The sequence below is a fragment of the Mesorhizobium sp. NZP2077 genome, from assembly GCF_013170805.1.
Taxonomy (GTDB): Bacteria; Pseudomonadota; Alphaproteobacteria; order Rhizobiales; family Rhizobiaceae; genus Mesorhizobium.
The window spans coordinates 2,692,497-2,715,658 of sequence record NZ_CP051293.1; the positions used below are offsets into that span (position 1 = coordinate 2,692,497).

Annotated in this window: 21 protein-coding genes, 1 tRNA gene and 2 pseudogenes; 11 read left to right on the forward strand and 13 right to left on the reverse strand. The window is 63.5% G+C overall.

Annotated features, from left to right (window positions below):
• Window positions 1-6: 6 nt before the first annotated feature.
• Together HGP13_RS13210 and HGP13_RS13215 are read left to right on the forward strand one after the other, a co-directional pair.
• On the forward strand, window positions 7-726 hold the full coding sequence (locus HGP13_RS13210; RefSeq protein WP_172225804.1) for a helix-turn-helix transcriptional regulator: 720 nt from the start codon (window positions 7-9) through the stop codon (window positions 724-726).
• 102 nt (window positions 727-828) lie between these two features.
• A complete protein-coding gene (locus tag HGP13_RS13215) occupies window positions 829-1,695 on the forward strand; it encodes an NAD(P)-dependent oxidoreductase (protein ID WP_172225807.1) in 867 nt (288 codons plus the stop codon).
• Window positions 1,696-1,861: 166 nt separating this feature from the next.
• On the opposite strand, the gene HGP13_RS13220 is transcribed toward HGP13_RS13215, so the two are convergent.
• Window positions 1,862-2,380, reverse strand: coding sequence for a TIGR00645 family protein (locus HGP13_RS13220; protein ID WP_172225809.1), 519 nt, complete (start codon window positions 2,378-2,380; stop codon window positions 1,862-1,864).
• Window positions 2,381-2,709: 329 nt separating this feature from the next.
• A complete protein-coding gene (locus HGP13_RS37845) occupies window positions 2,710-3,642 on the reverse strand; it encodes an OmpA family protein (protein ID WP_246707352.1) in 933 nt (310 codons plus the stop codon).
• A gap of 24 nt (window positions 3,643-3,666) precedes the next feature.
• On the opposite strand from HGP13_RS37845, the gene HGP13_RS37850 reads away from it, so the two are divergent.
• The 3 genes from HGP13_RS37850 (at window position 3,667) to HGP13_RS13235 (ending at window position 6,179) form a co-directional block, all read left to right on the forward strand.
• Window positions 3,667-4,896: a hypothetical protein gene (locus HGP13_RS37850; RefSeq protein WP_246707353.1), complete on the forward strand. Its 1,230-nt coding sequence runs from the start codon at window positions 3,667-3,669 to the stop codon at window positions 4,894-4,896.
• A 314-nt stretch (window positions 4,897-5,210) separates the two neighbouring features.
• Window positions 5,211-5,657: a YcgN family cysteine cluster protein gene (locus HGP13_RS13230; RefSeq protein WP_172225815.1), complete on the forward strand. Its 447-nt coding sequence runs from the start codon at window positions 5,211-5,213 to the stop codon at window positions 5,655-5,657.
• A gap of 141 nt (window positions 5,658-5,798) precedes the next feature.
• Window positions 5,799-6,179: a hypothetical protein gene (locus HGP13_RS13235; protein WP_172225818.1), complete on the forward strand. Its 381-nt coding sequence runs from the start codon at window positions 5,799-5,801 to the stop codon at window positions 6,177-6,179.
• A 238-nt stretch (window positions 6,180-6,417) separates the two neighbouring features.
• Here HGP13_RS13235 and HGP13_RS13240 read toward each other — a convergent pair whose 3' ends face one another.
• Window positions 6,418-7,131, reverse strand: a complete 714-nt coding sequence (locus HGP13_RS13240) for an SIMPL domain-containing protein (RefSeq protein WP_172225821.1) — start codon at window positions 7,129-7,131, stop codon at window positions 6,418-6,420.
• Window positions 7,132-7,265: 134 nt separating this feature from the next.
• Here HGP13_RS13240 and HGP13_RS13245 point away from each other — a divergent pair.
• Window positions 7,266-7,341: transfer RNA gene (locus HGP13_RS13245), tRNA-Ile, on the forward strand.
• A gap of 191 nt (window positions 7,342-7,532) precedes the next feature.
• Here HGP13_RS13245 and HGP13_RS38735 read toward each other — a convergent pair.
• Window positions 7,533-8,525: pseudogene (locus HGP13_RS38735) on the reverse strand (tyrosine-type recombinase/integrase); the annotation flags it as partial.
• 12 nt (window positions 8,526-8,537) lie between these two features.
• Complete coding sequence (locus tag HGP13_RS13255) at window positions 8,538-8,786, reverse strand: hypothetical protein (RefSeq protein ID WP_023767076.1); 249 nt, start codon at window positions 8,784-8,786, stop codon at window positions 8,538-8,540.
• 512 nt (window positions 8,787-9,298) lie between these two features.
• Between HGP13_RS13255 and HGP13_RS13260 the strand changes: the two genes are divergently transcribed.
• From HGP13_RS13260 to HGP13_RS13275, 4 genes and pseudogenes are all read left to right on the forward strand, one after another.
• The gene (locus tag HGP13_RS13260) at window positions 9,299-10,261 is read left to right on the forward strand and encodes an ArdC family protein (protein ID WP_172225825.1); all 963 of its coding nucleotides are present in this window, start codon (window positions 9,299-9,301) and stop codon (window positions 10,259-10,261) included.
• A 292-nt stretch (window positions 10,262-10,553) separates the two neighbouring features.
• Window positions 10,554-11,135: pseudogene (locus HGP13_RS13265) on the forward strand (replication initiator protein A); the annotation flags it as partial.
• The gene (locus HGP13_RS13270; protein WP_172225828.1) at window positions 11,132-11,623 is read left to right on the forward strand and encodes a DUF2840 domain-containing protein; all 492 of its coding nucleotides are present in this window, start codon (window positions 11,132-11,134) and stop codon (window positions 11,621-11,623) included. The pseudogene HGP13_RS13265 and the gene HGP13_RS13270, both read left to right, overlap by 4 nt.
• Window positions 11,620-12,165, forward strand: coding sequence for a S26 family signal peptidase (locus HGP13_RS13275; RefSeq protein ID WP_172225831.1), 546 nt, complete (start codon window positions 11,620-11,622; stop codon window positions 12,163-12,165). Before HGP13_RS13270 ends, HGP13_RS13275 begins: the two co-directional genes overlap by 4 nt.
• Window positions 12,166-12,227: 62 nt before the next feature.
• Here the strand turns inward: HGP13_RS13275 and HGP13_RS13280 are convergent, their stop codons facing one another.
• Together HGP13_RS13280 and oiaX are read right to left on the reverse strand one after the other, a co-directional pair.
• Complete coding sequence (locus HGP13_RS13280; protein WP_172225834.1) at window positions 12,228-13,562, reverse strand: four-carbon acid sugar kinase family protein; 1,335 nt, start codon at window positions 13,560-13,562, stop codon at window positions 12,228-12,230.
• 4 nt (window positions 13,563-13,566) lie between these two features.
• On the reverse strand, window positions 13,567-14,817 hold the full coding sequence (gene oiaX, locus HGP13_RS13285) for a 3-oxo-isoapionate-4-phosphate decarboxylase OiaX (RefSeq protein ID WP_172225837.1): 1,251 nt from the start codon (window positions 14,815-14,817) through the stop codon (window positions 13,567-13,569).
• A gap of 185 nt (window positions 14,818-15,002) precedes the next feature.
• Between oiaX and HGP13_RS13290 the strand changes: the two genes are divergently transcribed.
• Window positions 15,003-15,716, forward strand: a complete 714-nt coding sequence (locus HGP13_RS13290; RefSeq protein WP_091585189.1) for a transcriptional regulator NanR — start codon at window positions 15,003-15,005, stop codon at window positions 15,714-15,716.
• A 3-nt stretch (window positions 15,717-15,719) separates the two neighbouring features.
• On the opposite strand, the gene HGP13_RS13295 is transcribed toward HGP13_RS13290, so the two are convergent.
• The 6 genes from HGP13_RS13295 to HGP13_RS13320 all read right to left on the reverse strand — a co-directional run bounded on the left by HGP13_RS13295 (window position 15,720) and on the right by HGP13_RS13320 (window position 22,865).
• Window positions 15,720-17,558, reverse strand: coding sequence for a hypothetical protein (locus HGP13_RS13295; RefSeq protein ID WP_172225840.1), 1,839 nt, complete (start codon window positions 17,556-17,558; stop codon window positions 15,720-15,722).
• Window positions 17,555-18,589 carry a Gfo/Idh/MocA family oxidoreductase gene (locus HGP13_RS13300; RefSeq protein WP_172225842.1) on the reverse strand — a complete coding sequence of 345 codons (1,035 nt, stop codon included), beginning with the start codon at window positions 18,587-18,589 and terminating at the stop codon, window positions 17,555-17,557. Before HGP13_RS13300 ends, HGP13_RS13295 begins: the two co-directional genes overlap by 4 nt.
• A 2-nt stretch (window positions 18,590-18,591) precedes the next feature.
• Window positions 18,592-19,656 (reverse strand): ABC transporter permease, encoded by a 1,065-nt coding sequence (locus HGP13_RS13305; RefSeq protein WP_172225845.1) that lies wholly within the window; start codon window positions 19,654-19,656, stop codon window positions 18,592-18,594.
• A 28-nt stretch (window positions 19,657-19,684) separates the two neighbouring features.
• Window positions 19,685-21,205: a sugar ABC transporter ATP-binding protein gene (locus HGP13_RS13310; RefSeq protein WP_172225848.1), complete on the reverse strand. Its 1,521-nt coding sequence runs from the start codon at window positions 21,203-21,205 to the stop codon at window positions 19,685-19,687.
• On the reverse strand, window positions 21,202-21,846 hold the full coding sequence (locus HGP13_RS13315; RefSeq protein ID WP_172225851.1) for a DUF2291 family protein: 645 nt from the start codon (window positions 21,844-21,846) through the stop codon (window positions 21,202-21,204). The genes HGP13_RS13310 and HGP13_RS13315 overlap by 4 nt, the downstream gene beginning before the upstream one ends.
• 77 nt (window positions 21,847-21,923) lie before the next feature.
• Window positions 21,924-22,865 (reverse strand): D-ribose ABC transporter substrate-binding protein, encoded by a 942-nt coding sequence (locus HGP13_RS13320; RefSeq protein WP_172225854.1) that lies wholly within the window; start codon window positions 22,863-22,865, stop codon window positions 21,924-21,926.
• Between the last annotated feature and the right edge of the window lie 297 nt (window positions 22,866-23,162).

Consider the following 23,162-nt stretch of genomic DNA (forward strand, 5'->3'; position numbering starts at 1 on the left):
GGATCGATGGAAAGCGACACGCTGACAAGGCTAGACGTGGTTGGGCCGGACGTGGTTGGCCCAGACGTGGTTGGGCCGGACGTGGCCGGCGGCGAACGCCAGCTTGTGGTGCTGATCGCACTGCGCGACGCCGCGCGCGCCGAGCGCTTGTCGGCCTCGCTTGCCATGGCGGACGATCTGCTTCCGGTCGTGGCCGGCGGCGGGGTCGCCGATGTCGCGGTCATCGATGACGCTGTTGCCAACAGCACGGCCTGGGTCGATCGGGTGAGGGCTGGCCATACTCCGCCCCCACAGGTTCTGCTCTCCGGGCGCGCTATCCGGCCAGAAGGCCAGGTGTTCGCCGTGCTGCCGCTCACCGCGGATGCAACTTTGATCGCGGCCGCCGTCAGATTGGCGGCGGCCGGCTACCGGGTGTCCAGCGAAGGGGATCGCCATGGCGATTTCGATCGCGGTGAGGCGGCCAATGGGGCTGGAAGCCACAGTGGGCTGTTCGGCGAGGAGCCGCTCGATGACGGCTCCGCCGCCCGGCCCGCGCTGTCACCGCGCGAGGCGGAAGTGCTGGCGCTGCTGGCCGAAGGCGCGCCCAACAAGGTGATTGCGCGGCGGCTCAATATTTCCGTGCACACGGCGAAATTCCACGTCGCCGCGATCCTGATCAAGCTGGGGGCCGCCAACCGCACCGACGCCATTGCGATTGCAATGCGGCAGGGGCTGGTGTTGGTTTAGCCTACGCTGCGTAACCCACATCCTGACGTCTCGGGCCTTGCGCTATGGTCGCCTGCCGCGCAAAGGTTCGCGCCTGCCATGCTGCGAGGGAGGCGCAAGGAAATGTCGCTCAAGGGAAAGACGCTGTTCATCTCCGGCGGGTCGCGCGGCATCGGTCTGGCGATCGCGCTGCGGGCAGCACGCGACGGCGCCAATGTGACGATCGCCGCCAAGACCGCCGAGCCGCATCCGAAGCTGCCGGGCACGATCTACACCGCCGCTGAAGAGATCGAAAAGGCCGGCGGCAAGGCGCTGCCCATGCTGTGCGACATCCGCGAGGAGGCGCAGGTCGCCGAGGCTGTCGGCAAGACGGTTGAAAAATTCGGCGGCATCGACATCTGTGTCAACAATGCCAGCGCCATCCAGCTCACCGGCACGCTGGAGACCGACATGAAGCGCTACGACCTGATGCATCAGATCAACACGCGTGGCACCTTCCTGGTCTCCAAAATGTGCATTCCGCACCTGAAGTTGGCGCAAAATCCTCACATCCTGAATCTGGCGCCGCCGCTCGACATGAAGGCCAAATGGTTCAAGAACCATGTCGCCTACACCATGGCCAAGTTCGGCATGTCGATGTGCACGCTGGGCATGAGCGCGGAGTTCGCCAAGGACGGCATCGCGGTCAATTCGCTGTGGCCGATCTCGACGATCGACACGGCGGCGGTGCGCAACCTTCTGGGCGGCGCCACCGTTGCAGCAATGAGCCGCTCGCCCGACATCATGGCCGATGCCGCGCATGCCATCTTCATGCGGCCGTCGCGCGAAACAACAGGCAATTTCTACATCGACGAGGAAGTGCTGCGCGCCGAGGGCGTCAGCGACTTTTCGGTCTATTCACCAGGCGCGACCGGGCCGCTGGCCGGCGACTTTTTCGTGCCCGACGAGGTGTTTGCCAATTCTGATACGAAGGTCAAAAGCATTTACTGACGGGAATCACGCCCTGCCGGCGCTGCCCCTCATCCGCCTGCCGGCACAGCGCTTCGCTATGGCTCCGAGCGTTCGTCGCTTCAATTGACAAATCATTGTCGATTGACCCGCCTTTGGCGGGACGCTTCTCACCTCCCCGTATAGTGACGGGGGAAGAAAAGCTGCTTCATTCCTCACCCTTCTTGCCTTTGCTCAGGCCCATCAGCCGGTCGATATAGGCCAGCATCAGCGCCGAGACGACGAAGGCAAGGTGGATGATGGTCAACCACATCAGCTGTTCGGTCGTGTAGGAGGACGAGTTCAGGAACACCTGCAGGAGGTGGATGGACGAGATGGCGACGATGGTCGAGGCGACCTTGACCTTCAGCGAACCGACATCGATCGTGCCCAGCCAGTGCACGCCGCCGCCATCCTGGTCGTCGAAACGGCTGACGAAGTTTTCGTAGCCCGAGATGATGACCATCACCACCAGCGACGCGACCAAGGCCGCATCGATAAGGCCGAGCATCTTCAGGATGGTGTCGGTGTCGCCGAGCGTGAAGGCCACGGTGACGAACTCGTAGAGCTTCTTGCCGAAGGAAAGTGCATAGATGGCCAGCGCCACGCCCAGCCCGAGATAGAAGACGACCAGCAGCCAGCGCGAGGCGAGGATGATCGATTCGATGGCGAGTTCGAGACGCTTCATAGGCTGGTTCCGCTTGGTTCTCATATTCGGAGTGGACCGTATTTCGTCCACGCTGCTCCCGTTTGCAAGATAAATTGGGCAGCAAAAACCCCGCCGGAGGGGGCCGGCGGGGCTCAATGCATCCCGCTGGAGTCGGGATGGGGCAGGGAACGCCCAGACCAAAATCTGGGGTGCGCGAGCCCGCGATTCAATGAGCCGGCTCTAATGCCCGTACAAATCTTGTTGACCGAGCGCTTGTGGTCCGCACTGCGTCCCACCCCGGTTGACCGGGATGGGACTTGCTTGCCGACTTGATTCCAGAAGCCACTTCAAGCCCCTGGAAAGCCAAGTCAATTGTTGCTGGCGACAGGCGCCACCAGCGAGGTGATGCGGCGGATCGCGACACGCCGGTTCTCGCGGTTGGGTGCCGAGGTGTTCACCTTCAGATACTCCTCACCATAGCCCTGCGTCGTCAGGTTCTCAGGCGGGATGCCGAACGCATTGGTCAGCGCTTCGGCGACCGCTTCGGCGCGGCGGTCCGACAGAGCAAGATTTGCCTCCGGCGTGCCGACGGCGTCGGTGTGGCCCTCGATCAGGAAGGTCTCGGCCGGGTTCTTCTTCAGCAGCTTCTCCATGGCGTCGGCGACACCCTGGAGCTTCTGCACTTCGGTGTCGGAGATAGAGGACGAGCCGAATTCGAAGTTCAGCGTGTCGAGGTCGACGCGGCGTGCGATGTCGCGCACGCGTGCCGAACGCTTGACCTCGTCGATCGAGTAGAGACGCTGGACCCTCTCGACCGGAGGCTGGTCGAGGAAGGTGTAGTAGTCGTCCGGGCTCTCGACGTCCTCGGAATTGAGGATGTAGTCACGGCGCGGAATGGTCAGCCGCATTGGCGGCAGGTCGTCGCCGGGATCGCGCCAGTCGCCCTCATCCTGATAGTCCTGCTCGTCGACATAGCTGAGCACATATTCGCGGCCATCGGGCGTGATGCGCGAGCGCCGGATGACGTCGCCGTAACGGTTGCGGATGGTGACGATCTGGACGCCGTTGCCGCGCTCTACGGTCTCGCGGGTGCGGCCCTGCGGCAGATCCTCGTAATAGACATCCTTGGCGCCGCGGTTCATGCGCGGTCCGTCATTGCTCTGGACGATCGTCTGGCCGCCGAGCTGGATGATGACGCGGTCGCCGATCTCCTTGAGCACGTCGACGCCCTTGGGGCGGCGGCGGTCGCGGATGTTCTCGTCAGGTGCGCGATCGAGGCGCTTGCCTTTTTCCTCGGTCACCGGGACGAGCTTTTCAGGCTTTATTTGCTGCTGGGCGGCCTTGTCGTCGGCTGGCGGTGGACCCTGATCGACAGGAGCGACCGCAGGCTTCTGGCCTTGATCGCCGCCCTGCTGGGCATTCTGGCCACCCTGCTGCTCGCCATTCTGCTGGCCGTTCTTGTCGCCATGCTTGCGGCCGCCGCCTTTGCGCTCGGCGTCCTTCTGGCTGTCGAGGAGGGGGGCCGCGTTCTTGTCCGCGGGTGCTTCGCCCTGGACGGGTGCTGCCTTGCCGCCATTGGCAGGCTGTTCACCGGTAGCCGGCTTCTGGTCATTGGCAGGCTGTTCACCTGTCGCGGGCTGCTTGCCTGTCTGCGGCTGCTCGCCCGTGGCCGGTTGGTTGCCATTCGCGGGCTGTTCACCCACCGGCTTCTTGCCGTGCTTCTTTGTCTTGTCCTGGGGCTGTTCGCCCTGGACCGGCGGCTGTTCGCCGGCAGGAGCGGGTTCAACCTTCGGCGTCGTTGCTTCGCCGGCAGGAGCTTCCTTCGGCGTCGGCGCGGCTTCCGGCGTTACCGTCGGGGTTTGCTCAGCAGGCGCCGCTTTCTGCTGGTCCTGCTTGTGTTTCTTGCCCGGCTTGACCGGCTGGTTGTCGTTGGCGGGTGCAGCCTGGCCAGCCGGGACCCCTCCTGCTGGCGCCTGCTCGGTCTGCTGCTGCTGGTCGCGCTTTTTCTTGCGCGGCTGCTGCTGGTCGGTTGCGGGAGCGGCTTCGCCTGCTGGCGCCTGCTCGGTCTGCTGCTGCTGGTCGCGCTTTTTCTTGCGCGGCTGCTGCTGGTCGGTTGCAGGAGCGGCTTCGCCGGCTGGCGCCTGCTCGATCTGCTGCTGCTGATCGCGCTTTTTCTTGCGCGGCTGCTGCTGGTCGGTTGCGGGGGCGGCTTCGCCGGCTGGTGCCTGCTCGGTCTGCTGCTGCTGATCGCGCTTCTTCCTGCGCGGCTGCTGCTGGTCGGTTGCGGGAGCGGCTTCGCCGGCTGGCGCCTGCTCCGTTTGCTGCTGTTGGTTGTGCTTCTTGCGCGGCTGCTGCTCGCCTTGCGCAGGTTGCTCTGCAGGCGCCTGTTCAGTCTGCGGCTGCTGGTCACGCTTCTTGCGCGGCTGCTGCTCACCTTGTGCTGGTTGCTCCGCCTGGGCGGGCTGCTCCTGCTTTCTCTTCCCTTGCTTCTGCGCGCAGGCTTCGGCCGATTCGCCCTCGGCGCAAGCGGCTTGCGCCAAAGTGAACGGGGCTGACGTGCGCTGGGCTGGGCCGAATGCGGCATTGCCTTGCAGCGGGTACGCGCCCAACGGCGCGGATGCCATCAACAGGCCAAGTGCGGTGCCTGCCAGAATCCGTGGTTGGCGTTTCATCGAAAACTCTCCTTGTGGGGTCCCATCCTTGCCGAAACCGTTCTTAGCCCGATTGGTTCCAGTTTGCTTGGGATAGATGCCGTACGGGGCGATTGGCCGGCCTTTTGAAGGCAACTTCGTGTCTTTCGGCCGGGTTGCGGCCCGTTTCAACAGTTGCCGCGCTTGACCTCGGCGGCGGCCGGGGCCACATCCCCAGGATGGAAACGCCATTCTGGAAAACAAAGACGCTGGAAGCGATGAGCCCGGCCGAATGGGAATCGCTTTGCGACGGCTGTGGCAAATGCTGCCTGTCGAAGCTCGAGGACGAGGATACCGGCGAGATTTACTGGACCAGCGTCGGCTGCCGGTTGTTCGATGGGCAGACCTGCCGCTGCTCCGACTACGCCAACCGGCTGGCGCGCGTCCCCGATTGCGTCGGGCTGACGCCGCAGAATGTGCGCACCATCAGCTGGCTGCCCAGCACCTGCGCGTACCGGCTGGTGGCCGAGGGCCGCGACCTCTATTGGTGGCATCGGCTGGTGTCGGGCAGCGCCGAGACCGTGCACGAGGCCGGCATCTCGATGCGCGGCCGGGTCAAGGCGAGCGAGACCGAGCTGGCCGAGCCTGAGGATTATTTTGATTATATGCTGGACGACGAGCCGTAAGGCCAGCGTTACACCATTGCCCATCCGCGACATGAACCGCAGATGAACGGCGGGTTCGTAAACAGTTCAGGCAGGCAGGTGCATTCTCCCTGCATCGGTTTCACGAGGACGGGCGCAAGCCCGCAACAAGGAGAGAGAACAATGTACAACAAGATCAAGACGGCAGCCCTTTCGGCGCTGGTCGGCCTCGGCACGCTGGCGGCCATTCCCGCCCACGCCGACAGCCTCTATCTCGGCTTCGGCAACAACCAGGATCCGCGCTTCGGCGTCTATGCCGGCGATGACGGCTATCGCCACCGCCGTGACGAGCGTCGCGACGACTGGCGCGACGGACGTGGTGATGGCTGGCGGCGCGGCTGTTCGCCGGACCGCGCCCTCGACAAGGCCGAGCGCATGGGCCTTTACCGCGCCCGCATCGTCGACGTCAACCGCCGCACGGTCAAGGTCATGGGCCGCCAGGATGGCGACCGCGTCGTCATCGTGTTCGCCAATGAGCGCGGTTGCCCGGTCATCTACCGCTGAGGTTTGCGGCATCATCTTCAGCGGAGATGAGCCTGTAGACATGACCCCTAAGAGGGTCAGTCTGGAGACAGGACCTTCTGCGAAGGTCGGTCTGGAGTATCGGAGCCCCCGTCCCATCGGACGGGTGCGGCTCAACAAAAACCCCGCGGGAGCGATCCTGCGGGGTTTTTCATGCCCGGCATTTGCCGAAGGAGTTATGCGTGGCCGAGCAAAGGGTCGACCACGCATCATCCGAGCCTTACTTCAGTTCGAAGGTGACGGTGACCTGGACGTTGTAGGCGTTCTCGCCGGCTTGCGTCGGCACTGCCGCGCCGGCGGCGGCGTCGAAGGCCTTGGCGTTGATCGCCATCGGCGGCGGGGCGATGTTCTGGTCGGAGATCTCCAGCACCCGGCCAATGCTCACGCCGGCGGCTTCCGCAAGCGTCTTGGCCTTGGCGATTGCGTTGGCCACCGCTTTCTTGCGGGCCGCGTCGATGGTCGCCTCCGGGCTGTCGTTGGTGAAGGAGATGCCACCACCCTGATTGACGCCGAGCGAGACAGCCTTGTCGAGTATCTCGCCCGTCTTGTCGATGTCGCGCACCCGCACCGCAAGCGTGTTGGTCACCTGGTAGGCGACAAGCTCGGCGTCCTGGCTGCCATCGGGCTTGTTGGTGTAGTTGTAGCGCGGGTTGATCTGGATGCCTGCCGTCTGCAGGTCGCGATCCTTGATGCCGGCCGCCTTCATCGCCGCGATCACGGCGGCCATGGCGTCGTTGTTGGCGTCGAGCGCCGCGCGCGCCGTCTTGGCCTCGCGCATCACGCTGAGCGACAGCAATGCGAGGTCCGGAGGGACGGTCGCTTCGCCTTCACCCGAAACAATGATGCGGGCGGGCGTCGGCGAATCGGCGGCTCCAGCCATCGCCGGAAAAGCGATTGCAGCGGCGAGCGCGAGGGGCAAAAGATGTTTGGTCATGAAAATCTCCTTGGTCTGCGATCCAGTCGCAAGGGTCGCGTAGAGCGCGATTATGGGTTGATTTGGGCGATCCGCGAAAGCCTGGCGGGAAAGCCTTGTGCCGCGAAGCGAAAAACATTAATCCAGCCCGCGTGGGGCCTGTAGCTCAATGGTTAGAGCCGGCGGCTCATAACCGCTTGGTTGGGGGTTCGAGTCCCTCCGGGCCCACCATTATCGTTATTTATCAATGTGTTATAGGGTGGTTCGCCACGAGGTTCGCCAACAGGTTCGCCAAGCATCGGCTTGCGCGTGACCAGCCGCACGACTCGATCCATCCCCTGGACCGCCAGCCGTACCTGCGATGCCTCGCGCGAATAGAGCTCCGCATGATCGATATCGTCGTGACCGAGGACGTCCATCATCTGCCTGGTGGAGGCCTCGGCCTCCGCCAGATAAACACCGAGGGATTTCCTCAAACCATGCAGGGTAAGGCCCTTCGGAAGACCGGCAAGCTTGCACCAATGCGCCATCATTCCAGTCAAGGACTTGGCGGAGAAGGGCTCCCCATAGGCGTTGACCAAGACGGTCTCGCCGCGCCTGTCAGCCGCATCCAGGATCTCGGACAGCATCGGTGTGATCGGCACGAAAAGCCGCTTGCCGCCCGTTCGTCCCTTGTTCTTGCCCTGAACGATATCAAACCCGTCGAAGTGACGCTCGACGCCATCGATGAAGACACGGCGGGTGACCCTCTGATCCCAGCGCAGGCCTGCTACGTCGCCGCGGCGGTTGCCCAGCCAAAGCGCCAGTCCGTAGCAAGTGCGTGCCGCCGTGCCGAGCTGCCAACGGTTTTCAAATTGCGCCATCGCCTCGCGCGACCATGCTTTCCAACCAACATAGGCGGGCCGCCACTCGACTGCCGCGGTGGGGTCGATTTCAATCCAATCTTGCCGCAGTGCGACATAGACCAGCTTGCGTATGCCCACCAGCAGGTGCTTGGCCTTATGGGGTGTGGCGATGAAGCGGCCAAGAAGCTCTTCAATATGGATACGTCTAAGGTTCTTAACCGGTACGTCGCGCCAGATCAGTGGGTGATCTGGGACCACCCGCAGTTCTAGAAATTCTTCAATCAGCCGCTTGTTCTTGCGTTTGCTAGCTTCGTCAAGTGACAGCCACTTGACCGAGATCTTCAACCGTTGAAAGGCCGCTCCAAATGTGCCTGGCAGGGCGGCTCCGGGCATTTGGACGACGGGGGCCTTGGGGACTTTCCGGCCTTCGACCGCTGCCTGGTACGCGTCCTTGAATCCCGGCTGATTGGGAGCAGGCAGACTGACCAAACGCTCCTTCGTCCGATAGCGCCAGCGTAGTTTTCCATGGCGATCGGTGTAGGAGGACAGGCCGGGATATTTGTCGGTCATGGCAGAATGAATCTATTCCCTGCGGTGATTCCCTTGCAACAGGAAGTCGACGATATTCTCATCATCGTCTCCAGGTAGTTCGGCAAACGCCGCTTCGAGTTTAAGGCGATCCCAAATCACGCGGCCGTCAACTTTCTTCGGCTTCGGCATGCGGCGGTCAGCAACCATCTGGTCGAATTTGGTTATGCCCACGCCAACATATCGGGCCGCTTCTTCGCGTGAGAGACCCCGAGGAGGATAGGAAAGGGTGTCGCTTTTCATGATCGCGCTGCCAAATGCGCCCGTCCTTGTGAGCGGGCTTCCATTCAGAGATCAAGATCTGGATTGTATCAGCCACAGCCGGAAGGGATCCGATCAAACTGTGCGGCGAATTGCGGTCAGGGCGTATAAATGGGATGGTTGCTCATCGCCGAGTGGGCGTACTGGGAATTGACCGTCGGAAACGCAGCGACGGCCGACACCGACACCGATCGTTTTCGATCCGGCGCCCTTCGCCGGGGGCGGTCGGTCCCGCATCCCGCCTGGCGGCGGCGCTATGCTGATGCTCCTTCGGCCGCCCTGTTGAACCGGTCTCAGGGCCACGAACGTGCTCCAGCACCGAACTGACTTGGTCGCAATGACGGACATTTCGGTGCTTCCGCTTTGTACGCCGTTTTTCATTTGGTCGGGAGAGCAGGGGCTCTCCCGACGGAGAGTTAGAGGATGGGGCGGGTTTTTCGCGACGGGTTGAAAGCGGAAGGAGAGGCCTTCGGCGCCCGTCGCGGAGAACCGCGATGTCTGTCCGGACCAATCGAACTCATCCCGTCGCCGACCGCTCGAACCTCTACGACGAGATCACCGGCAAGATAATTGCCGAGCTGGAAGCGGGTCGTTTTCCCTGGGTTCAGCCATGGGGGACTTCCGCCGCAAACGCATCGCTTTCCCTGCCGAAAAATGCCAGCACGCACCGCGCGTATAGCGGGATCAACGTGCTGATCCTCTGGGGCGCTGTCGTTGAACGCGGGTTCCCAATGCAGAGTTGGATAACCTATCGACAGGCTTTCGCGCTCGGCGGGAATGTTCGTAGAGGCGAGCGCGGGACAACGGTCGTTTACGCCGATCGTTTTGTCCCGGATCACGAGAAGAAGCGCGCTCGCGAAACGGGCGAGGATGCTCAAGCCATCCCGTTCCTCAAGCGCTTCACCGTTTTCAACATCCAGCAATGTGAAGGGCTACCTGACGAAGTCACAGCCTCGGCCCCCCTGTCGGTGGCAAGCCCGATTGAACCGCGGGTCGAGGCGCTGATCAAGGCCACCGGTATCGACTTCCATATTGGCGGCGACAGGGCGTTCTACGCGCCGGCCCACGATTACATACAGGTGCCTCCGCCCCAAGCTTACTTCGAGCCGATCAATTGGCATCGGACAGCCTTGCATGAGCTCGGTCATGCAACCGGCCACAGTTCACGCCTGGACCGCAAATTATCCGGCTCTACCGCCTCCAGGAAGTATGCGTTCGAAGAGCTCGTGGCAGAAATCAACGCGGCGTTCTGCTGCGCAGCCCTGGGCATCGTCCCCACGGTTCGGCATGCGGACTATATCGGCTCATGGCTAGAGGTTCTGCGCGAGGACAATCGCGCCATCGTCCGTGCCGCCAGCCAGGCCAGCAAGGCGGCCGACTGGCTTCTCGGCCACCTGCCGGTGGAGGCCGAAGCATCCGTCGGGCTGGACGCAGGCAACGATAGATGCGCGGCATGACCTTCGCTGGCTCGAACAGCGCATGCGCCGTCCCGCCGATCGGCATAGCCATCAGGTGCCAGCCGCACTTCGTCGATCCGCTTCAACAATCGGTTCATGTGGAGACAAGGTTCAGGCCGACATGCCTTCAGCGTGTACGCCCGGCTGTCGATCAACGGTGTGTCGGATCGTGCAGGCAAGGAGAGGGAGAGGGTTGGAGGGGTCTTGTGACGGGCTCAAGGCTGAGAGAGAGGCTCTCGGCGGCCCGTCGCGGAGAAGTTCAATGACCACTGCCGTCCAAAAGATCACGCTATCGTCCTCGCGCGATATCCCTTTCAACAAGCTGGTGCTCGGCCAGTCCAATGTGCGTCGCATCAAGGATGACGCGCTGATTCTGACCATCGACCGGGCCTATTTCGGGCTGACCGGCGGGCTGGATCGGTGGCTCTATCGGCTGGTTCGCAAGCATGGCGGACGCCAGCGCGCTGGCTGGCGTTTCGACATCCGGCATCTGCATCAAAAGTCCGGCAGCCTGTCGCCGCTCAAGCGCTTCGCCTTCGAGCTGCGTGACATCGTGCGCCGCCAACCCTTGCCGGGATATCTGCTGTTCACGGAAGTCGAAGCCAGCGGCCGTGTGCTGCTGGCGTTCGAACCGGCGCCCGCGCCTGTTGACGGGATCGTGCCATCGGGAACCCGAACTATCGTGCCATCGGGAACCGCATCCTCGTGCTTTCGGGAACCGCGATCGGCCTTAAGGGACGAGCCCGCAACGGAAAATCGCGCTCTTAACTTAGAGTCTAACTCTCAATCTAACAGTCTTGCGCGCAAGCCGCGGACTGGCGGTGGGGAGCAGAAGCGGCGGTGCGTTGGGCGGCGCCAGGGAGACGACACATGACGTCGTCTACCCCATCGACGCCCCGCGGCGACCTCACGACGGTCGAGCTGATCTGGATCGAGAAGCGGATCGAGCATCGCATCCGCTTCGGACGTGCTGCCCATGAGACGATCATCGACAAGCGGCGCCGCGTCGTCGGATTTGCGCCGGGCAATGTTTTTGCGTTCATGCGCTGGGCGGCGAATGACTTTGGCACCGTCGTTTCGCGCATCGACATCGTGCGCGCGGTGTTGCCCGCTGAACCTTATCAGACGCTGCCTTACATCCGGCCAGGCGGCGAGATCCTGCTCAAGATCGCAGGCTGGGACAAGGTTGAGCGGGTTCTCCAAGTGATCGATGCGATCGAAGCGATCGGTCTCGATCCGGTGGAAGCCGCACCGGACTATTGGCGTCAGACCCACAACCGTCTCATTGCCGGCGCAACGCCGCGTGCCTATTCGCTCGAGCAGCATCGGGCCTTTCTGTTGCGCAAGCGGGTGACAACATGAGCCGCGCCGACTGCATAGCCGCAGCGCTTGCGGCCGTCGTCGCGACGGTCGCTCCGGCTGTGGTGAAGATGCCGCCGCTGCTGCTGTGGAATGCATCGGCCAGCGCGCCGCTTGGGCTCTATGCGATCAGGAAAATGGCCGTACCAACGGCTGGCGCGCTCGCCGTCATCGAACCGCCAGACAAGGTCGCCCGGTTCGCCGCCAAGCGCGGCTACCTTCCGCTCGGCGTGCCGATGCTGAAGCACATCGAGGGACTTCCTGGGCAGCAAGTCTGCCGCCTCAGTCGCGTCATCACGGTGAACGGGCTTGCGGTGGGTGCTGCACTGGAGCGCGACCGCAAGGGGCGCCCGCTGCCTAAATGGCAGGGCTGCCGCATCATCGCCGCCGCCGAAATCTTCGTCATGAACCGGAAGGTCGGGGACAGTCTCGACGGCCGCTATTTCGGCCCGTTCCCGGCGAGCTCGATCGTCGGGGCAGCGCTGCCGCTGCCGGTCCACTTTCAAGCAGACATGTTTTCGCTCGGTGCTTCGGGTGCAAGTTGAAGCACTAATGGACCGGTGCATGTTTTCTCTCAGGTTCGCAGTTTACCAACCCAACGCCACAGTCAACTGCGAAGACCGTCACGGATGGACGAGAAATAGCGGTCGGTTCCTACCTGCCCGCCCTTCAGCGCAACCTCCAGCCCGTCAATCGCTTTGACGTGCGAATGAGCAACGCAAAGGGGGGAACCAGGCGAGGCGGGCAGCGGCATCCTAACCGTCAGCGCATCGACGCCCATCTGTCCCAGCGCATGGCTTGACGTGTCACCGCCGGCAACGACCACGCGCCGCAAGCTCTGCTCGTCAGTCAATTGGCGCAGCAGCGCCCCAAGGCCGCGGCCAAGCTTGTGGCGGGCGCCTTCCTGCCGGTCGATTTCCACACCCCTGTCGGCTGCAGGGCCAAGCGCGGTGTAGAGGATGACGCTTCGTCCGGCTTGCAGGCTGGCGCGGCCGCTTGCCGCCGCACGCGTGATCGCCTGCTCCGAAGCCTCCGAAACCAGTTCGACAGGATCGACCTCAATGCCGTCGAAGCCGTCGCTCAGGGCATGGCGGATCTGTCGTTCGGTGGTTGGCGAGCAACTGCCCGACACGACGGCGATCCGGTCGGCGGCGCCCGGCGGCGTGAAGCCTGGTCCGGCGCCGACGATGTCATTCGACGCCCATTCGGCCAGCAACGCATACTCGATGCCGGACGAGCCGGCGACAAAAGAGCCGCCCGGCTTTCGCATGCGCCAGATCTCTTTGCCCGCAAGGGCCTGGGTCTCCCGGCTGTCGACGTCCACAAGCACGATGGCCGTGCCATTGTCCACGAAGCGATCGAATGCCTGCGACCGCTGCTTCGACTGCAGAGTCGCAAGGTCGATCAACCCCGACGTGAGATCCGTCTGCCGCGACAGATGGATCAGCAGGTCCGATTCATCCATCGGCGTCGTCGGGTGGTGGCTCATCACCGGATGGCGGTCGATGCGGAAATATTGGTCGCGATAGGCCGCGAACAGATGGCCGAAGGCGGTGTAGCGCTTGAGCTCCGGCGCGCCGAGCAGCAGCGGCACGCTATCCTGTTTGAAGACCTCGCGGCCAATCTCGATCGCCCGCCCGATGCTGCCGATCGTCGGGCTGGAATCGAAGGTCGAACAGACCTTGTAGTGGCAGATTTCGGCTTTCAGCGTGTTCAGCCAGGCGAAGGCGTCGCGCAGATGCGTGTCCATCCAGTGCGGCGTCTCGCTGCGGCTGGTGCCGGCCAATCCGACCGCCTGGCAATGCTTGAACTGCGCAAGCAGAGCCTCGTCCGGCTGCCTCATGAACAGCACCGTCGGCACGCCGCCGAGCTCCAGCGCTTCCATGACGTCGGTCGAGCCGGTGAGGTCGTCGCCATAATAGCTGAGCAGCAGGCTCTGCATGACTTCAGGCCGCCTTGCCGTCGCCGAACTTTTCGATCGACCGTGCCAGTTCGGGGTGGTTCAGGGCGAAGTTCGCCAACGGGATGCCGTCGACCGCCGCTTGCCAGGCTTGCTGGACGGCGCGCACGCCGGCGCCTGGCCCGTCCGGATGGCTGACTATGCCGCCGCCGCAGAGATAGAGCAGGTCGACCGTCCGGCCGGTTCGTTCGTAGGTCTCGGGCGCCTGTCCGCCCCACTGGCCGGAACCTGCGACCGGCAGCGCGCAATCATCAGGTGAAAAGATCGGCGTCGTCACTGCCTTGAAGGATTCGATGAAGGATGCATCCGACTCCCAGTATTTCGAGGCGATGCCGTTGATCTGGAACTGGTCGACACCGAGCAATCGCCAGAACTGCTGCCAGACCTTGAAATCCATGCCGAGGCCGGGGTGACGGGTGAGAATGTCCCAGCCATTGCGATGGGCGTGCAGCACCAAGCTGGAGCGTTTTCTTAAGTAGGCCATGCCGCCGAAGCCGATGGAGTTGATGTTGACCACCGCGCAATTGCCGCCGGCCTTCGCCACCAGATCGTGGTTGCGCATCATCTCGTCCGGGTCGGCATGCGAGATGCCGAAAGCATACATGACCTTCTTGCCGGTCTTCTGCTCGTGGTCGAGGATGAGTGGCATGATCGCCTTGACCCGTTCCGCCAAGGGCGAATAGGCCGGGCTCATCAGCTTCTCATCGTCCTTGATGAAATCGACGCCGGCGGCGATCAGTTCTGCCACCATCGCGGCCGTCTCGGGTGGCCGCAAGCCCAGCGCCGGCTTGACGATGGTGCCGATGATGGGTCGGCCCTCGACGCCGGTCAGCCTGCGGCTGCCGGCCACACCGAATTGCGGGCCTGGATGAGCGCCCTTGAATTGTTGCGGCAGCTTCATGTCGACGATGCGGATGCCCGACAGGCCCTTGATCGAATAGGTGCCGCCGATGGCGATGGTCATCAGCGCCGAAAGATCGGTGCCGATCGCATCGAACGGAAATGCGATGTCGGCATCGGCGCGCTTGAAAGGTCCCGAGCCGGCCTCGGGAATGGACGGCTGCTCGGCATCAGGCAGATGCCGGATCGCCAGCACGCGCGCCGCCACCCTGGCCTTCAGTTCCTCGGTCTCGCCGGGCAAAGCCACGAAGGTGCCGGTCGACTGGTCGCTGGCGATCTTGGCCGCCAGCGCCTCGATGCCTTCAGACGTTTCGATGCGATAGGTGAGGGTGATCATGGTCCGCTGTCTCAAGCCCAGGCGTTCGAAAAAGATTCACCGATGCTCGAAATCTGGTATAATGAGTACATAAGTATTGCAAGACATATCCGGCTGGAAGTTTCGGGCGGGTCGACCGACGGCAATTTCCGGGAATTGTGGCGGCAGTGTTAGATAGGGCCGGGCCAAGGGAGTGATTCGCGACGATGAACCGTTCGGAACCGATTGTGCGGCGCAAGCTTTCCGACGAGGTCTTCTTGCGGCTGAAGCGCCTGATCACCAGCGGAGAATTGATGCCGGGCGACGACATGCCCTCGGAGCGCGAATTGATGGAGCGTTTCGAGGTCGGCCGGCCGGCGATCCGCGAGGCGATGCAGGCGCTGAGCAATATGGGCCTCGTCGCCATCTCCCATGGCGAACGCGCCAAGGTGCTGCAGCTGACCGCCAAGTCGATCATCAAGCAGGTCGATGGCGCGGCCAAGATCATCCTGTCGTCATCGAAGGACACGCTGGAGCACCTGAAGACCGCGCGCATCTTCTTCGAGCGCGGCATGGTCCGGGAAGCCGCCGAGAAGGCCACCGCCGAAGACGTGCAGCGGCTCAGGGCCACCGTTGCCGAACAGCGCGGCTTTCGCGGCGACTCGGAAGCCTTCATCTCGGCCGACATGAAATTCCATACCCAGATCGCGGCGATCTCCGGTAACCCGATCTATGTCGCCGTCAGCGAGGCCATGCTTGGCTGGCTTAAGGAATATCACACCGAAATGCTGATCTGGACCGGCAAGGAACAGTTCACGCTGACCGAGCACGAAGAGATCATCGGCCGCATCGAGAAGAAGGATGCCGACGGCGCCGAGAAGGCGATGATCAAGCATCTCGAACGTTCGCGCGCCCTCTATGTGATGAACTCCGAGAAGTAACGTTCAGCCGACCCGAGTGATCGCGTAAGGCGTCATCACGAGATGGCCTCGGCCAAGCGCTGAAAGGTCGACCGGCACGTCGTTCGCGGTCAGGTTCGCCAGCCACATGACTGTCTTGCCCGAGGCAGGGCGCCCGGCCAGCGCCAGCACCTTGGTCTCGTCGCTGGTTTTCGCCGCAACATGTGCGAGGCCGGCCATTTCGCAAAGCCCCATGATGGCCTGAAAGATCGGCCGGGGTGATCCTTCCGCGACGGGTTCCCCGGATGTCGCGAGCACGCCAAAGGGCCCTGCGAAGCCGGAGAGGATCAGCAGTTCCAGCCCGCCCGGTGCGACGCGCGCGGCATAGCCGATCGTCCATGCGGCCGCGAACAGGCCGGCATGGCGAGGATCGCGGTCGGCCATGGCAATGCGATGGCCATGCGGATTGGGCTTGGTCGCGCCGCCATAGGGGTTCTGGCGCATGGCAATCGTCGACGGGCCGATGCGGTAGGGTTTTGTCCCGAAGATCGCCCGTGCCGACTGGATGATGAACGGCAACGCCTCCAGCGACTGCATGAGGCTGAGATCGTCGGCGGCGTGCACGATCGGGCAGGTGCAATGGGTGATGAAGTCGAGCAGGTCCGCTGGCACGCGCTTGCGGTTGAGCTCGGTGAAGTAGCTGAACATGCCGCCGCCGAGGCAAATGTCGGGGAAGGCTCGCCGCGAGGCGGCATAGACGTCTTCGAGCGACGGGCATTCAGGCCACGTGCTGCCCGGCGGCGTCGACTGCCGGTCGACCGAAGGCGAGACAGCGATAGCCGAGAGTTTCAGCCCTGCCTGGCGCACCATGCCGGGGACGGCTGAAAGTTCAGCTTCGAGGTCGCCCCCGCCGGCAACGACGCATTCAAGCGTCGTCCGCGCCGGGTAGGCTGCAGCGAGCCGGGCAAAAGAGCGCAAGGCGTCGAGCCCGTGGCCGCGCGTCGGATCGTAGTGAAACAGCAGCTGTTGCGGGCCAAGCGTCGACAGCAGCGGCAGGTTCGCCAGCGCCGTCTCGATATCGTCCGGATAGATGACCACGCCGACATCTGGCAGTGCCGGACCGGGTTCGCCGAGTTCAACGCGAACAGGTTCGCCGACCACGGCGGCAGCCGGCGTTTTGCCTTCACCGGTGATGCGCAGGCTGATCGTCTGGCGATTGGGCTCGCCGCCTGGCAGCACATAGGGCCATGGCAATGCCAGCGGCCGCACATAGGTCTTGTAGGAGGCGTCGGACCAGTTGCGCTGGTCTTCCATTTCGAATGTGTCGCCTTCCATCCGGCATTCGGCGCTGACGCCGGGACGCACTTCATGCGTGATCGCGCGCAGATCCTTGAAAGGCTGCCAGGGGTCGATCAGCAGCGGAAGCTTGGTCGCCACCACGCTGCCGTCCGTATGCTCGACCGTCACCGGGCTTCCAGCGAGGCCGGCGATCGGATGCAGGACGCAGAAGCCGCAGCGATTGGTTTCGAAATCGCTTTCGGGAAGGGCGCTGACATCGAAGACCAGTTCGCCGCTGGCAGTGCCTTTGATGGTGGCGCGGAAGCCGAGCCGGCTTGCGTCCGGCCCCGCGCAGCTTGCCGAATAGCTGACCGAGAAGGCGTCAGCGCCCTGGTCGATGACCAGGTCGGTCAGTTCAGGCTCGTAGGTGCCCCAGTCGCGGTCGCGCACGATATAGGCGATGGCACGCAGCACTTCGATGCCGCCATGGCGGACGGTGCGCAGATTGCCGTTGACGAAGTCGGCGCTGAGCGGGCCGGCGCTGAGCCGGACTGGTTCGGCCTCTGCCGCACGTGTGCCGCAAAGGAGAAAGCGATCCGCCGTCATTTCAGCAGGTCGTCGATCTGCACCGGTTCGCGGCTCGCCGCACCGGCATAGGCCGCCTCGACCAGCGCGAAGGTCTTGAGGTTGTCGGCGCCCGAGGTCGCAGGCTCGGTTCCCTTCGCCAGGCAGTCGACCCAGTGCTGCTGGATCGCCAGCACGCTTTCCTGGATGTTGTGCCATGGCCGCGATGCCCAGGGCAGAAGCGGCGGCGAGATGTCGGTGACCGTTGTGCCGCCCTTGCCGGTGACGGTGAGCTGGTATCCCTGCGCCAGCCGCAGGGTCCCGTCGCTGCCGTCGATCTCGATCAGCGTTTCGGGAAACGGCTCGACGGCAAGCCGCGTCGCATAGCTGCAATCGACCACCGAAATGGCGCCGCTCTTGTGATCCATCAGCATGGTGGCGACATCCTCGCCGACGATGGCCGGATTGATGCGAGCGGTGCGGGCGGTGAGGGTCGAGACGTCGCCCAGCAGGAAACGCGCAATGTCGAGGATATGGATGCCGAGATCCTCGATGATGAAGCGCTTTCCCGTCGCCAGATAGGGCTGGCCGGAAAACACGTCATAGGCGGAGCGGAAGGAGATGCGCCCGAAGAAGGGCGTGCCGATCTCGCCGCTGTCGAGCACGGCGCGCACCGCCTGGATAGGCGACTGCCAGCGGAAATTCTCATGCACCATCAGCGGCACGCCGGCCTCGGCGCAGGCCGCGACCATCGCCTGGGCGTCGGCCAGCGTCGGCGCGAACGGCTTCTGGCAGATCACCGGGACACGGTGCCGCGCCGCCAGCTCAACCAGCGCTCGATGGCTAGGCACGGTGGTGGCGATATCGACGAAATCCAGACGTTCACCGGTAAGGAGTTCTGCGGCGTCGGTATAGCGCCGGGCGATACCGAACTGGTCGCCGACGATCCGCAGCCGTTCCGGGTCGCGGTCGCAGATGGCGACGATCGAGGCGCCCTCCATGTCGCGCCAGGCATGCATCTGGTTGACGGCAAAGAAGCCGCAACCGATCAGTGCTCCCCGCAGTCCCGTCATGATCAACCCGCCTTTGCCATCTGCATCAGGGTGACGCGCTGCTGAAGCCGGCGCTGTGCCTGGTCGACAACCACGGCGACGATGATGACCAGGCCCTTGATCACCATTTGCCAGAACGAGCTCACCCCCATCATCACCAGCCCGTCCGAAAGAATGCCGATGACGAAGGCGCCGACGATGGTGCCGCCGATCGTGCCGCGACCGCCCGACATCGAGGTGCCGCCAAGCACCGCCGCCGCGATGGCGTTAAGCTCGAAGCTCTCGCCCGTCGCCGGATGCGAGGCCATCAGCTCGGACGAGATGATCAGGCCGACGATCGCCGCGCAGAAACCGGAGAACATGTAGACGAACATCTTCACCATGTTGACACGGACGCCCGAAATTCGCGACGCCCGTTCGTTGCCGCCGACCGCGAAGATACGGCGGCCGAGCGGCGTGTATTTGGCGAGATAGGCCGCCGCCAGCGCCACCACGATCAGGATCCAGATCGCTACCGGCAGGCCGAGCAACCGGCCGGCGCCGAGGAAGCCGAAGCCGGTCGTGCCGAGCTCCGGCTTGCCGACCAGGTTGGGGAAGGTGCGGCCATCCGACGACAGCAGCGCCAGTCCGCGCGCGACATAGAGCACGCCGAGCGTGGCGATGAACGGCGCGACGTTCAGCCTGGTGATCAGCAATCCGTTGACGGCGCCGATCGCTATGCCGACCGCCAGCGTGATCAGCGCGATCTCGAAGACGTTGAAATAGATGGTGTAGCCGATCTGCAGGTCGATGCCGTTGAGCACAAGATAGCCGGCCACCATGCCGCACAGGCCGACGATCGAGCCGACCGACAGGTCGATGCCGCCGGTGATGATGACGAAGGTCATACCCATGGCGAGGAAGGCGTTGAGCGCCACATGTTTGGCCATCAGGATCAGGTTCGCCGCCGACAGGAAGTTCGGCGCCGCGATGGAGAAGAACACCAGCACGGCGATCAGCGCGATGAAGGTTCGGAGCTTCATCAGCGTCAGCAACGAGGAGCCGCTGGAAGCGGAGGGGGCAGCCGCCTTGGCCGGAATGTCAGTCATGGGCATCAGTCTCCGTATGCGGGACCGGTCAGTGGCCAAATGCCGAGGCCGCGACGAGGGCTGCCTCCGTCGCCTCGGCGCGATCGAACATGCCGGTCAGTTTTCCATTGCTCATCACCGCGATGCGGTCGGACAGGGCCATGACCTCGTCGAGATCGGAAGTCGCAAAGAGAATCCCCAATCCGTCGCGGGACAGTCTGCGCATGGTGCGGAAGACGTCGGCCTTGGCGCCGACATCGATGCCGCGGCTGGGCTCGTCCATCAACAGCACCTTCGGCCCGGTGAGCAGCGCCTTGCCGATCACCACCTTCTGCTGGTTGCCGCCGGACAGCGACGAGACTTCCTGCGCCGGGTCAGCGACCTTGATCGCCAGCTCCCGCACCATTTGCGTCACCGCCTGCCGTTCGGCACTGCCTCGGATGTGGAACAGGGTGACGAAGCGCGACAGGCTGGCCAATGTCAGGTTGCTGGCGACGGAGAGGATCGACACCAGCCCTTCGCGCTGGCGATCTTCGGGGATCAGCGCCAGGCCGCGCCGGATGCGCCGCGTCGTGTCGCGCTCACGCACCTCCTTGCCGGCGATGAAGATCGCGCCGGTGGCTTGGCCGTGGCGGCCCATGATGCAGTCGAACAATTCGCTGCGTCCGGCGCCCATCAGGCCATAGATACCGAGGATCTCGCCGGCGCGCAGCGACAGCGAAACATGATCGACCGCCAGCCCGCCAGTCGCGCGCGGCAGGCAGATGTCCTCGGCGCGGAATATCTCCTCGCCCGGGACATGGCCGTCAGCCTTGGCGAAATCCTTGGCGTCGGAGCCGATCATCTGCCGAACGATCCACTGCGTGTCGACGTTTTTCATCTCCTCCTGGCCGGTGATGCGGCCGTCGCGCAACACGGTGATGTAGTCGCCGATGCGGATCAGCTCCTCCAGCCGGTGCGAGATGTAGACGATGGCGACGCCGCGCGCCTTGAGGTCGGCGATCACCTTGAACAGGATCTCGACTTCCGCCGCACTCAGCGCCGAGGTCGGCTCGTCCATGATCAGGATGCGCGCGTCGAGCGAGACGGCCTTGGCGATCTCGACCAGTTGTTGCTGGCCGATGCGCAGATCCTCGACCAGCATGTCCGGCCGGATACCGGCTTCGAGCCGATCGAGGAATTCGCCGGCCCGCCGCTCCTGCTCCTTGCGGTCGATCTTGCGGAACCGGTTGGTGATCTCGCGCGTAGCAAAAATGTTCTCGGCAACCGTCATGTTGCCGAACAGGTTCAACTCCTGGAACACCATGCCGATGCCACGGTTCACTGCGTCACCCGAGGAGGAGAAGGAGACCTCGTTGCCGTCGAGGAGGATGCGGCCGGCTGTCGGCTGCTCGACGCCGGCGATGATCTTCATCAGCGTCGATTTGCCGGCGCCGTTTTCGCCAACCAGCACATTGACCGCGCCTTTGCGCACCTCGAAATTGGCCTGCTTGACCGCGACGGTGCCGGCATAGACTTTCGAGACGTCTTCCAGCTTCAGGATGATGTCGTGACCGGCCGCCGTGCTCATGGCTTCGGCCCGATCTCGGCCTCCGCCGGGGTCACCAATGGCAGGTCCTGGCCGCCTTCGATCGTGTAGGCGCCGAGCACCTTGGCGGCGCGTCCTTCCAGCGCCTCGCGTGGCAGTTTGGACAGCACGGTCTTGTCGGCATAGGCATTGAACGCCTTGCCGAACTGGGCGAAGTCGATCTGGTTGGTGAAGTCGTTGAACTGGACGAAGTCGAGGCTGTCGCGCAGTGCGGTTCCGCGTATCGCCGGCCCGATCTGGACGCGCGCGTCCGCCTTGCCGTCGCCGTCGACGTCGATATCGATCGTTGCCGCGCGCGACTGCGTGTTGGCGGCGATGATCTTGCCCTCGACGCGGACCGCGAAGGTCCACGGCGAATTCGTCTGTTTATTGGGATTGCCGTATTTGACGCCGGCTGCAGCCTGATCTGTCTTTGCCAGTGCATGGACCTCGGCGAACGGCCCGGCCTTTTTCTGCAGGTAGGAGATGACCTTCGCCACCCAGATATCCTCGATCATCTTGTCCGGGTTGAAGCCGGACGCATTGGCGCCGTCTTGCGCGGAGGGCGTCGGCAGGATCTTGCAGGCGCTGAGGCTAAGGCCGGCGAGCGCGACAAGGGTCAGCCAGGTCAATTTCTTCGGCATCGCGGTCAAGCATCCCAGGGAAATGGAGACGAGGGACGAACTCTAGGTTCGCCCCTCGCGGATTGCATTGCGCCGGCTCAGTTCTTCAGCGCGAAGGTTTCCAGCTTGGCGGCGTTGTCGCCATTGACGAGTACGCAGTCCATCAACTGCTTTTCCTTCTCGGGCGACTTCTTATTCTTGATGAAGTCGTTGGCCTGTTCGACCGCCATCTGCGCCTGGGCATAGGCCGGCTGCAGCACCGTCGCCTTGATGCCGCCCGAGGTGATGGAGTCACGCACGTCGTTGGAGCCGTCGAAGCCGACGACGATGACATCCTTGCGGTTCGCAGCGGCGAGCGCCGCATAGGCGCCCATTGCCATCGTGTCGTTGCCTGAGATCACGCCCTTGATGTCGGGATTGGCCTGCAGGATCGATTCCATCTTGGAATAGGCCTCGGTCTGGCTCCAGTTGGCCGACTGCTGCGCCACCATCTTCAGGTCCGGATAGTCGTTGATGACATCATGATAGCCCTTGGAGCGGATGCCGGCATTGGTATCGGATTCCTTGCCGACCAGCTCGACGAAATTGCCCTTCTCGCCCATCAGCTTGACGAACTCCTGCGCGCCGAGCTGGGCGCCCTGGTAATTGTTGGAGACGATCTGCGCCACGGCGACGCCGGTGGCGTTGATCTCGCGGTCGATCAGGAAGGAGGGGATGCCGGCATCCTTGGCCTTCTGCACGGCGGCGACGGTGGCGTCGGCGCCGGCATTGTCGAGGATGATCGCCTTGGCGCCACGGCCGATCGCCGTGTCGATCAGTTGCGACTGCTTGTTGGCGTCGTCGTCATGGACGAGCACCAGCGCCTCATAGCCGAGTTCCTTGGCCTTTGCCTCGGCGCCGACGGCTTCCGCCTTGAAGAACGGATTGTCGTGCGAGGGGGTGATGATCGCGATCAGGTCAGCCGCGAAGGCCGGCGCCGCCGTACCAAATGCCAATACGCCGGCGAAAGCCGCAAGCGTCATTCTGCGAGTGAGTTTCATGAAGTCCTCCCGTTGAAAAGACATCGCCTCGACCAACCGAGGCCATTGTCTGCATTTGAATTCATCAGGCAGTGCGGGCAGCACGCGCTCGGTCAGGCAAGCCGCTTGCGACTTTCCAGCCGAGCCGATTTTCGCTCCCCGTTCCTCGCCATCCTCCGCTCGTCTCGACGTCAACTCCCAACGGAGAATGATCAATCCGAGTGCCAAACCAGCTTAGCCAACTGGTATGATGAGTCAATCACTAATTCAGGTGATCTGTATCTGAGCGTTCGGCGTTTCTTTCCTCTCCCCCAACGA